Here is a 10,246-nt window from a genome sequence, read left to right as displayed (position 1 = left end):
ACCCCGACACCCTCCACCACACCCCCATCGGCGTCTTCCGGTCGGTGGAACGACCGGTCTACGACACCCTCATGGCCGACCAGCTCGACACCGCCGTGGAGCGGCAGGGCGAGGGTGATCTGGCCCGGCTGCTGGCCGGGAACGACACGTGGACGGTGGTCGGCTGACGCGGACGCGCCGGCCCGCCCGACATGGAGAGGGGCACGACCCGGACGACGGGTCGTGCCCCTCTCCGCGTCCGGAGGGGTTCGGGTCAGCCGCGGGCCGCGTCGTAGCCGGCGCGGGCCTCCTCGACGGCGGGGACGCGGGACTGGGTCCAGAGGGCCAGGTCGCGGACGCGGCGGGCGGCGTCCTCGCCGAGCGGGGTGAGGCTGTAGTCGACGCGGGGCGGGATGACGGGCTGGGCGGCGCGGTGGACGAAGCCGTCCCGCTCCAGGGTCTGGAGGGTCTGGGTCAGCATCTTCTCGCTGACGCCGCCGATCCGCCGGCGCAGCTCGCTGAACCGGTACGAGCGCTCCAGCAGGGCCATGAGGACGAGGACGCCCCAGCGGCTGGTGACGTGCTCCAGGACCAGCCGGGACGGGCACGTGGTGCCGTCGGTGGCGGCCAGCAGGGGGGCGGGCGGGGCGGCCTCGGCGGCGGCCTCAGCTGGGGTCTGTTCACTTACCTGCACGTCAGTACCTTACGTCAAAGTGGGTACTTTCGAATAGATAGCGCACCCCGTACGGTGAGTGTGTCACCCCGACCGCAGCCCCACCCCCTCACCGCAGGAAGCGAGTGATCCCATGAGCATCGTCGTCACCGGAGCCACCGGACAGCTCGGCCGTCTCGTCGTCGACGCCCTCCTGGCCGACCCGGCCGTCCCCGCCGGTTCCGTCGCCGCCGTCGTACGGAACAAGGAGAAGGCCGCCGACCTGGCCGAGCGCGGGGTCGAGCTGCGGATCGCCGACTACAGCCGGCCCGAGACGCTGGCCGGCGCCTTCGCGGCGGGCGACCGGGTGCTGCTGATCTCCGGCAGCGAGGTCGGGCAGCGGGTCCCGCAGCACGCCGCCGTGATCGACGCGGCCAAGGCGGCGGGCGTGGCCCAGCTGGCGTACACCGGCGTGCTGGGCGGGCCGGACGCCGACTTCGACCTGGCGGCGGAGCACAAGGAGACCGAGGCGCTGATCCTCGCCTCGGGGCTGCCGTACACCTTCCTGCGCAACGGCTGGTACAGCGAGAACTACACGGCGAACCTCGCGCCCGTCCTCGCGCACGGCGCCGTCGTCGCCAACGCGGGCGAGGGCCGGGTCGCCTCCGCCTCCCGCGCCGACTACGCCGCCGCGGCGGCGGCCGTGCTGACCGGGCCGACCGAGGAGCACCTGGGCCGGGCGTACGAGCTGAGCGGCGACGAGGCGTGGTCGCTGGCGGAGTACGCGGCGGAGGTCGGCGCCCGGGCCGGGCGGGAGATCACGTACAGGAACGTGCCGGCGGCGGCGCACCTGGAGATCCTGACGGGCGCGGGAGTGCCGGAGGCGTTCGCGGCGATCCTCGTCGACGTCGACGAGGCGGTCGCGCGGGGCGCGCTGGCGCTCCGGACCGGCGACCTGGCGCGGCTGATCGGGCGCCCGACCACGCCGATCGGCACGACGATCGCGGAGGCGCTGGCGGCGGCGCGCTGACCGCCGCCTCCCATGGTCATGACCGTATAGCGGTACACACATGACAGCCGGCCCTGTGCGGCGCTACCTTCGTCGGGACAGCGCGGCGCAGGGCGGGAGGCTTTCCATGGGCGGAAGAGAGACGGACGGAACCGTCGGGACGGCGGACGGCGGCGACGGCCGCGCCGGTCTGCTGTACGGCGTCGGCGCGTACGCGATATGGGGCCTCGTGCCGCTCTACTGGCCGCTCCTCAAGCCGGCGAGCGCGGGCGAGATCCTGGCGCACCGGATGGTCTGGTCGTTCGTCCTCGTCGGCCTCGCGCTGCTGGCGCTGCGCCGGTGGGGCTGGATGCGGGAGCTGGCGGCGAGCCCGCGCAAGCTGGGGCTGCTGACGATCGCCGCGACCGTCATCACGGTCAACTGGGGCCTGTACATCTGGTCGGTCAACAACGGGCACGTCGTCGAGTCGTCCCTCGGCTACTTCATCAACCCGCTGGTGACGATCGCGCTCGGCGTCCTCGTCCTGAAGGAACGCCTCCGGCCCGCCCAGTGGGCGGCGGTCGGCATCGGCTTCGCCGCCGTCCTCGTCCTGGCGATCGGCTACGGCCGCCCGCCGTGGATCTCCCTCGTCCTCGCCTTCTCCTTCGCCGTCTACGGCCTGGTGAAGAAGCAGGTCAACCTCGGCGGCCTGGAGTCGCTGGCGGCCGAGACGGCCGTCCAGTTCCTGCCGGCCCTCGGCTACCTGGTCTTCCTCGGCTCGCGCTCGGAACTCGCCTTCGGCTCCGAGGGCGCCGGCCACATGGCGCTGCTCGCCACCACCGGCGTCGTCACGGCGATCCCGCTCGTCTGCTTCGGCGCGGCGGCGATCCGGGTCCCGCTCTCCACCCTGGGCCTCCTCCAGTACCTGGCCCCGACCTTCCAGTTCCTCCTCGGCGTCGTGTACTTCCACGAGGCGATGCCGCCGGAGCGCTGGGCCGGCTTCTCCCTGGTGTGGCTCGCCCTCACGCTCCTCACCTGGGACGCCCTCCGCACGGCCCGCCGCAGCCGCGCCGCGATGACCCGAGCCGCGAAGCAGGCCGCCACCCACACCCCACTCCCCCGCCCCGCCCCGACGGACGACGTCCGCGCCTGACGGCGAAAACGGGTGGCCGCAGCCCGGCCCGCCGCTCCACCCTGGACCCCATGTCCCCACTCCCGGCGGTACGGGGCGGCGAGCCGCTCCGCCGCGTCCGCGCGCTGCACACCGGCACCACGGTCACCGTCTACCAGGCGTACCCGCCGGAGATCGGCCTGCCCACCGCGCGCGACGGGCGGTTCCCGGAGCTCTGGAAGCGGGACCGGATGACGTGGATCAAGCCGTCGTTCCTGTGGATGATGTACCGCTCCGGCTGGGGCACCAAGGAGGGCCAGGAGACCGTCCTCGCGGTGGAGATCACCCGGGCGGGCTTCGAGTGGGCGCTGCGGCACGCCTGTCTGTCGCACTACGAGCGCGGCTTCCACGCCGACCGGGCGTCCTGGCAGCGGGAGCTGCGGCGGGCGCCGGCCCGGGTGCAGTGGGACCCGGAGCGGGACCTGCGGCTGGCTCCGCTGCCGTACCGCTCGCTCCAGCTGGGTCTCGCGGGCGAGGCGGCACGCCGGTACGCGGACGAGTGGACGGTCGCCGTCACCGACGTCACGGCGCTCGCCCGGGCGGCGCACGCCCTCGTGCGGGCCGGGGACCTGACGGCCGCGGCACGGCTGCTGCCGGCCGAGACGCCGTACCCGGAGCCGGACGGTCTGCTGGACCGGGTGCGGGCCTGAGGTCGGCCCGGGGGAACGGGGCCCGGGTGGGTCCCGTTTCCCCGGGGTTGCGGGTCACAGGGTGAGGAGGGCTCCGTGGGCTGCTGTGGGGACGGACGGGTCGCGGAGGGGGCGGAGGGCCAGGCGGATCAGGGCGAGGGCGTTGTCGTCGCCGGCGATCCGGTTGGCGCTCAGTTCGCCGCAGGACCGGCACTCGTGGACCAGGAGCCACTCGCCGTCCGGGCGGACGGAGACGCTGAGCGGCACCATGCGGCCCCGGCAGGCGGACGCCCGGTCGCCGGGGATCCGGGCGTCGACGTGCAGGCTGGCCAGGCAGGTCGGGCAGTGGTTGCGGTGGGCCGTGCCCGGCGCGGCCAGCGGGACGACGAGCCGGCAGGCGACGCACCGGAAGTCCTGCTCCCGGTGGCCGGTCCGCTGCCCGTGCAGCACGTCCTTGCGCCGCTGGGCGCGGCGCCGGTCGTCGGTGCGCGTACGGCGGGCCATGTCACAGGTCCCCGAACGCTTCGAGCGGGAACGGCGGCTGGGCCAGCGGCCGTACCGCCATCCGCATCAGGATGAGCCGGTTGTCGTCCTCGGCGACGGGGCTGGAGGTCAGCTCGTCGCAGCGCACGCACCGGTGCACGATCATCCAGTCGCCGGTGCGCAGCACGGCGATGGAGATCGGGGACATGCGCGCCCGGCAGTCGCTCGGTCCGCCCTCGACGTGGTCGTGGACGTGCCGGGAGTGCAGGCAGGACGGGCAGTGGTTGCGCCGCTGCCCGCCGGCGGCGTGGGCGTGGACGGTGAGTCCGCACCACACGCAGGTGAAGGTGTCGATGGTGATGGTCACCCGGAGGCTCCTTGCTGAGGAAGTGTCGCTGACAGCAGGAGTCGGCCGAGCGGGCCTCGCGAAGGAGACTGCCTAGGCGGAAAGGGCCATGGAGTGAGGCGCGCTCGGCGCGGGCCGGGGCATACAACACCCTCTCTGCGGGCCGGGGGCCCGGATCGTACGGCGGACGGGGGACGTCGTCTCCGACGGTAGGCAGCGCGCCCCGGGCGCCGCCACCGGTTTTTCCGGCCGCGCCCCCGGTTACGGCCGGCGCACCTCGAAGTGGAAGCAGCCGTACTCGACGGCGCGGACGTGCACGAGCGCGACCTCCGGGTCGGCGAACGCCTCCGCGAACGCCTCGTCGAGGCCGGGGAGTTCGACGAGCCGCCCGCCGACGATGCGGCCGTCGGCACCGTACCGGCGGACGGTGCGCAGCGCCCCCGGCCGCGCGAAGGGGTAGCCGTCGGCCGGTTCGGGCCCCGCGCACGCGTCGCCGTGCACGAAGACGGGCCCGACCTCGTCGTACGCCCCCGGCGCCGCGCCCGCGGCGGCGGCCCAGCGCCGCAGCGGCGCGTACGAGACGAGCGCGATCCGCTCGCCGGGGCGGGACAGCCGGAGGCAGCAGCGCAGGGGGTGTCCGCCCTCGGGCGCGACGTACGGGACGCAGGGGCGGCCGGCGTCGTCGACGGTGCGGAGGGCGGTGAGGACGTCGGGCTCGACGGCCCGGGGCGTGAAGCGGTTCATGCCCCCAGCCTCACCGAGCCGCCGTAACCGGGCTGGCGGATTCCGGACGCCGCGGTCGAGCGGCTTCCGCGCCGGCCCGTCAGGCTTCGCCGACGGGGGCGATGCGGCGGCGGAGCAGGCAGAACTCGTTGCCCTCGGGGTCTGCGAGGACGTGCCACTCCTCCTCGCCGGTCTGCCCGACGTCCGCCGGCACCGCGCCGAGCGCGAGGAGCCGCCGCAGTTCGGCGTCCTGGTCGCGGTCGGTGGCGCTGACGTCGATGTGCAGGCGCCGACTGCCGGTGCGGGGCTCGTCGTTGGGGCTGAGCACGAGGGTGGGCAGCGGGCCGCCGAAGCCGGTGCCGGCGGGCCCGATCTCGATGCTGCCGTCCTCCTCCCGGCCCAGTTCGACGTAGCCGAGGACCTCGCTCCAGAACGCGGCGAGGCGTTCGGGGTCGGCGCATTCGAGGACGAGCTCACTGATGCGGCATGCCATGGGAACAGCGTACGGAACCTCGCGCCGCGAACCCCCCGTCGCGAATCCCCTCCCCCCGCCCGGCAGTTCACGCGTCGAGCGTGATCGCGTTCTTGGCGCGCTCGACGGACTCCTCGGAGGCGGGCCCGCCGGGGTTCTCGGTGGCCAGCGCCTGGTTGAGGGCGACGAAGGGCCGCATCCGCTCCTCGTAGCGGGCGAAGGCGGCGCCGTGGTCGCCGTCGTGGCGCGCGAGGCTGTCCGCGAGGACGTACGCGCCGACGAGCGCGAGGCTGGTGCCCTGCCCGGAGAGCGGGGACGGGCAGTAGCCGGCGTCCCCGAGCAGCGCGACGCGCCCCCGCGACCACCGGTCCATCCGGATCTGGGCCATGGCGTCGCAGTAGAAGTCGGGGGCGGTGCGGGCGGCTTCCGCCAGCCGGGCGCCCTCCCAGCCCACGGCGGACAGCTTGGCCACGACGGTGCGCCGGAGCGCGTCGGCGCCCCGCAGCCCGGGCGGCAGGGGGCCGGACTCGAAGCCGAACGCGACCCGCAGTTCGGTGTTGGCGCGCACCGGCATGATGCCGAAGCCCACGCCGTCGCCCCGGAGCCACGTCTGCCAGTCCTCCAGGCCGAGGAAGTTCTCCGTGCCGAACACCGAGAGGTAGCTGCCCAGGTGGTGGGCGAACCGTTCCTCCGGGCCGAACGCGAGCCGCCGCACGGTGGAGTGGAGGCCGTCGGCGCCGATGACGAGGTCGAAGCGGCGGGACGGCCCGTGCGCGAAGTCGGCGCGCACGCCGGTCCTGTCCTGCTCCAGCCCGGTGAGGCTGTCGCCGAAGAGGTACGCGGCGTCGGCGCGGGTGTGCTCGTACGCCATCCGCACCAGGTCCTCGCGCAGCACCTCGATGTCGTCGCTGTCGAGCCGGCCGCTGCTGAAGGTCGCCTCGGTGGAGCGGTGGACCTCCCGGCCCTCCGCGTCGAGGACCGACATGCCGCGCATCCGGGTCCGTACGCCGCGCGCCCGGTCGAGCAGGCCGGTCCGCTCCATGACGTCGAGCGCGACGCCCCGCACGTCGACGGCCTGGCCGCCGGGGCGCGGGGCGGGGGCGCGCTCGACGACGGTGGGCTCGAAGCCGTGGCGGCGCAGCCAGTGGGCGAGGACGGGGCCGGCGACGCCGCCGCCGGAGATGAGCACGGTCCGGTTCTTCGTGGGCATGGGGCTCTCCTGAGTGGTCGTCCGTACGGTGTACGCGTCTGAACGTACGCCGTACGCGCAGGGCTCTCAACGGCCCCTTTGGCGCCCTGTACTAGGTCAGAGCGGCTTCCAGGAGCCGTCGCCGCTGCTAGCCTCTGCGCTAGTACAGAGAGGTGGAGGTGGAGAGTGTGACGCAGATCACTGGCGTGGCCGACGGTCCTCCCTACCGGCGCATCGCCGCCGACATCCGGCGGCGCGTCGCGGACGGCGAACTCGCCCCCGGCGACCGGATCCCCTCGACCCGGCGGATCGCCGAGGAGTGGGGCGTGGCGCTGGCCACGGCCGCCAAGGCGCTGACGATCCTGCGCCTGGAGGGCGTGGTGGAGGCCGTGCCCCGGGTCGGCACGGTCATCGCGGGCCCCACCGCCTCCCCCGCCCACCGGAGGACCACGCCGCCGGCACCCACGACGCCAGGGGCCGCCCCGCCGGGCACCGGCGCCCGCGCGGCCGAGCCCGGGACGGAACAGGAACTGAGCCTCGACCGGATCGTCCGGACCGCGATCGGGATCGCCGACGCCGAGGGGCTGACGGGGCTCTCCATGCGCGGCGTCGCGGCCCGCCTCGGCGTCGCGCCGATGTCGACGTACCGGTACGTGCCGAGCAAGGAGGAGCTGGTCCTCCACATGGCGGACGCGGCCTTCGGCGAGGAGTCGTACCCGCCGGACGCCCCCGAGGGCTGGCGCGCCCGCGTCGAGCTGGGCGCGCGGACGATGTGGCGCCTCTACCGGAGGCACCCGTGGCTGGCGCAGCTCGGCTCGCTCTCGCGCCCGCTGCTCGTGCCGCGCCTCCTGGTGCACGGGGAGTGGATCCTGAGCGCCCTCGACGGCCACGGCCTGGCGCCCGCCGAGCTGTTCGACGTCCACGTGCTGATCTACAGCCACGTGCAGGGCCTGGCGGTGCACCTGGAGCGCGAGGCGCACGCCGAGGCGGCCACCGGGCAGTCGGAGGACCAGTGGATGGACGGCCGCGCCGGCGAGCTGCGGGCGCTGGCGGAGTCGGGCCGCTTCCCGACCTTCGCCAAGGTCGTGGGCGGCTTCGAGGACGGCTACGACCTGGACCTGGACGCCCTGTTCGAGCGCGGCCTCGCCGCCCTCCTCGACGGCCTGACGCCCCTCGTGGAGGGCGGGGGCCGGTGACGGGCGACCGGGGGCGGCGCGGGAGTCCCGGGGGCCGGATGCGCCGCCGGCCCGGCACCCCCTAGTCTCGGCGGGTCCGCCGGGACGTGGGCGGCTACGACGGAGGAGGAACGTTCATGCGGGAGCGGCGGGCAGGCGGGCGGCTGAGGGCCGCGGCGTGGATCATGGTGCCGCTGGGACTGGCGTCGGTCCTCGGCGGCATCCTGTACTTCTTCGTCGCCCACCGGGGCGTCACGGTGATGGGCGACTCCATGAACCCCACGCACCCCCGGGGCACGGTCGTGCTCGTCCGGGACGTGGCGGCGGGCGACATACGCCGGGGCGACGTGCTGCTCCTCCAGGTGCCCGGGCGGTACAACGGCGCGCCGGTCATCCAGCGCGTCATCGGCAAGGGCGGCGACCACGTGGTCTCCGACGGCACCCGGGTCACGGTGAACGGCCAGGACCTCGCCGAGCCGTACCTGAAGAAGGAGCCCTGGCCGCCGACGCCGGTCCCGTACGACGTCCGCGTGCCGGAGGGCCGCCTGTTCCTGCTGGGCGACAACCGCGGCAACTCCAACGACTCCCGCTACTTCCTGGACCAGGACGCGGGCACCGTCGCGGTCGCGGGGGTCCTCGGCCGCGTGCAGGACGGCCTCCCGCCGGCCGTCCTGGCCGCCGGCCTCACCGGCGCGGCCCTGATCGTGCTCGGCTGCGGCACGGGGTACGCCGCCTGGCGCCGCGCCCGCACCGCCGCCTGACGCGCGCGGGGCCGGGGCGGGGGCGGGCCGGGGCCGGGGCGGGGGCGGGACGGGGCGGGGCGGCGGCAAGGGCGGGCCGGGGCTACCCCGCGTACGAGCGGATCAGGCGGGCCAGTTGACGGCCGACCGTGTGGAGCGGGTCCTCGGTGCGGGTGACCTGGGCGGTGACCTCGGCGCCCTCCAGGGCGGCGATGACGGTGACGGCCAGCTCCCCGGCCGCCTCGGCGGAGAAGCCGCCGCGCAGCAGCTTGTCGCGGACCAGGTCCTCCCAGCCGCGCAGCGCGGCGGCGCAGGCCCGCTGGATGTCCGAGTCGGTGCCGAGCGTCTCCAGGGCCGCCGCCGTGACGGGGCAGCCGTCGGTCCAGTCCGACGCGCGCAGCTCCTCGCCGAGGCGCCGGGTGCAGGCGACCACCGCCTCGGCCGGGTCGTCCGTGCTGTCCAGCGCCTCCCGCAGGAGCGCCGCGAACTCCGCGCCGCCGTGCTCGATCGCGGCGACGGCGACGGTCTCCTTGCCGCCCGGGAAGAAGTGGTAGACGGACCCGAGGGTGGCCTGCGCCTCCTGGGCGATCTGCTTGATGCCCGTGCCGACGTACCCCTGGCGCTGGAGGAGGCGGGCGGCGGCGACGACGATCCGGTCACGCGTGCTGGTCTGCATGGGTTCACCGTAGCAAGTCACTAAGTAGAGCGTTCGTTCCAGAGCTGTGCTACGGTCTGTCCATGCTCTGGATAGAGCGTTCGTTTTAGTTCGTTTCAGTCGTCCCGCGAGGAGAGAGACCCATGTCCAGCACCCGCCCCGCCGCCCCCGCCACCCCGCAGTCGGTCACCGTCATCGGCCTCGGCCCGATGGGCCGGGCGATGGCCGGCGCCTTCCTCGACCAGGGGTACGACGTCACCGTCTGGAACCGCACGGCGTCCCGCGCCGACGAGCTGGTCGCCCGCGGCGCGGTGCTCGCCCCGGACGTGAAGGACGCGCTCGCCGCCAACGAACTGGTGGTCCTCAGCCTCACCGACTACGACGCCGTGTACGCCACCCTCGGCCCCGCCGAGTCCGCGCTCACCGGCCGGGTCCTGGTGAACCTCAGCTCCGACACCCCCGAGCGGGCCCGCGCCGCGGCCCGCTGGGCCGCCGAGCGGGGCGCCGTCCAGCTGACCGGCGGCGTCACCGTGCCGCCCTCCGGCATCGGCAAGCCCGAGTCGTCGACCTTCTACAGCGGCCCGCGCGCGGTCTTCGACCGGCACCGCTCCGCCCTGGAGGTCATCACCGGCCGCACCGACCACCGGGGCGAGGACCCGGGGCTCGCCGCGCTGATGTACCAGATCGGCATGGTCATGTTCTGGACCTCGATGCTCAGCTACTGGCAGGCCATCGCCCTCGCGGAGGCCAACGGCCTCACGGCGGCCGACATCCTGCCGCACGCCGTGGAGACCGCGCAGTCGCTGCCGGGCTTCATGTCCTTCTACGCCGGGCGCATCGACGCCGGACAGCACACCGGCAACGTGGACCGGCTCGCCATGGGCACGGCCAGCGTCGAGCACGTCCTGCACACCAACGCGGACGCGGGCGTCGACACCACGCTCCCGGCCGCCGTCGTCGCGCTCTTCCGCCGCGGCATGGACGCCGGCCACGCCGCCGACAGCTTCTCCAGCCTCCTGGAGTCGATGCGCGCTTGACCCTCAC

General features: G+C 74.7%; 13 protein-coding genes and 1 pseudogene. 7 read left to right on the top strand and 7 right to left on the bottom strand.

The annotated features are described in order from the left end of the window. A pseudogene (locus ACFVQZ_RS07965) lies at positions 1 to 167 on the top strand (2-oxoacid:ferredoxin oxidoreductase subunit beta); the annotation flags it as partial. A gap of 86 nt (positions 168 to 253) precedes the next feature. Here ACFVQZ_RS07965 and ACFVQZ_RS07960 read toward each other — a convergent pair. Then, entirely contained in the window at positions 254 to 613 is a 360-nt protein-coding gene (locus ACFVQZ_RS07960; protein WP_383620465.1) for a winged helix-turn-helix transcriptional regulator, read from the bottom strand. Between the two features lie 172 nt (positions 614 to 785). On the opposite strand from ACFVQZ_RS07960, the gene ACFVQZ_RS07955 reads away from it, so the two are divergent. From ACFVQZ_RS07955 to ACFVQZ_RS07945, 3 genes are all read left to right on the top strand, one after another. After that, a complete protein-coding gene (locus tag ACFVQZ_RS07955; protein WP_383620450.1) occupies positions 786 to 1,661 on the top strand; it encodes an NAD(P)H-binding protein in 876 nt (291 codons plus the stop codon). Positions 1,662 to 1,767: 106 nt separating this feature from the next. Then, complete coding sequence (gene rarD, locus ACFVQZ_RS07950; protein ID WP_051788523.1) at positions 1,768 to 2,772, top strand: EamA family transporter RarD; 1,005 nt, start codon at positions 1,768 to 1,770, stop codon at positions 2,770 to 2,772. A 50-nt stretch (positions 2,773 to 2,822) separates the two neighbouring features. Then, positions 2,823 to 3,440 (top strand): DUF4291 domain-containing protein, encoded by a 618-nt coding sequence (locus ACFVQZ_RS07945; RefSeq protein WP_030498698.1) that lies wholly within the window; start codon positions 2,823 to 2,825, stop codon positions 3,438 to 3,440. A 54-nt stretch (positions 3,441 to 3,494) separates the two neighbouring features. Here ACFVQZ_RS07945 and ACFVQZ_RS07940 read toward each other — a convergent pair whose 3' ends face one another. From ACFVQZ_RS07940 to ACFVQZ_RS07920, 5 genes are all read right to left on the bottom strand, one after another. After that, positions 3,495 to 3,923, bottom strand: coding sequence for an RNHCP domain-containing protein (locus ACFVQZ_RS07940; protein WP_030498699.1), 429 nt, complete (start codon positions 3,921 to 3,923; stop codon positions 3,495 to 3,497). 1 nt (position 3,924) lies between these two features. Beyond that, the gene (locus ACFVQZ_RS07935; RefSeq protein ID WP_383620447.1) at positions 3,925 to 4,269 is read right to left on the bottom strand and encodes an RNHCP domain-containing protein; all 345 of its coding nucleotides are present in this window, start codon (positions 4,267 to 4,269) and stop codon (positions 3,925 to 3,927) included. A 240-nt stretch (positions 4,270 to 4,509) separates the two neighbouring features. Continuing rightward, complete coding sequence (locus ACFVQZ_RS07930) at positions 4,510 to 4,992, bottom strand: DUF1203 domain-containing protein (protein ID WP_383620445.1); 483 nt, start codon at positions 4,990 to 4,992, stop codon at positions 4,510 to 4,512. Positions 4,993 to 5,071: 79 nt separating this feature from the next. Next, positions 5,072 to 5,464 (bottom strand): VOC family protein, encoded by a 393-nt coding sequence (locus ACFVQZ_RS07925; RefSeq protein ID WP_030498702.1) that lies wholly within the window; start codon positions 5,462 to 5,464, stop codon positions 5,072 to 5,074. A gap of 67 nt (positions 5,465 to 5,531) precedes the next feature. Further along, complete coding sequence (locus ACFVQZ_RS07920; RefSeq protein ID WP_383620443.1) at positions 5,532 to 6,653, bottom strand: FAD-dependent monooxygenase; 1,122 nt, start codon at positions 6,651 to 6,653, stop codon at positions 5,532 to 5,534. Between the two features lie 167 nt (positions 6,654 to 6,820). On the opposite strand from ACFVQZ_RS07920, the gene ACFVQZ_RS07915 reads away from it, so the two are divergent. Together ACFVQZ_RS07915 and lepB are read left to right on the top strand one after the other, a co-directional pair. Beyond that, positions 6,821 to 7,828, top strand: coding sequence for a TetR/AcrR family transcriptional regulator C-terminal domain-containing protein (locus tag ACFVQZ_RS07915; protein WP_383620442.1), 1,008 nt, complete (start codon positions 6,821 to 6,823; stop codon positions 7,826 to 7,828). Positions 7,829 to 7,944: 116 nt separating this feature from the next. Then, positions 7,945 to 8,568: a signal peptidase I gene (gene lepB / locus ACFVQZ_RS07910; protein ID WP_383620441.1), complete on the top strand. Its 624-nt coding sequence runs from the start codon at positions 7,945 to 7,947 to the stop codon at positions 8,566 to 8,568. 82 nt (positions 8,569 to 8,650) lie between these two features. On the opposite strand, the gene ACFVQZ_RS07905 is transcribed toward lepB, so the two are convergent. Next, positions 8,651 to 9,223, bottom strand: a complete 573-nt coding sequence (locus ACFVQZ_RS07905) for a TetR/AcrR family transcriptional regulator (RefSeq protein WP_030494788.1) — start codon at positions 9,221 to 9,223, stop codon at positions 8,651 to 8,653. A 122-nt stretch (positions 9,224 to 9,345) separates the two neighbouring features. Between ACFVQZ_RS07905 and ACFVQZ_RS07900 the strand changes: the two genes are divergently transcribed. Then, positions 9,346 to 10,239 (top strand): NAD(P)-dependent oxidoreductase, encoded by an 894-nt coding sequence (locus ACFVQZ_RS07900; protein WP_383620439.1) that lies wholly within the window; start codon positions 9,346 to 9,348, stop codon positions 10,237 to 10,239. The last annotated feature ends 7 nt before the right edge of the window (positions 10,240 to 10,246 follow it).

Origin of the sequence: Streptomyces sp. NPDC057854, assembly GCF_042797055.1 — a bacterium.
Classification (GTDB): Bacteria; Actinomycetota; Actinomycetes; order Streptomycetales; family Streptomycetaceae; genus Streptomyces.
This window is presented reverse-complemented; position numbering and strand designations above follow the sequence as displayed.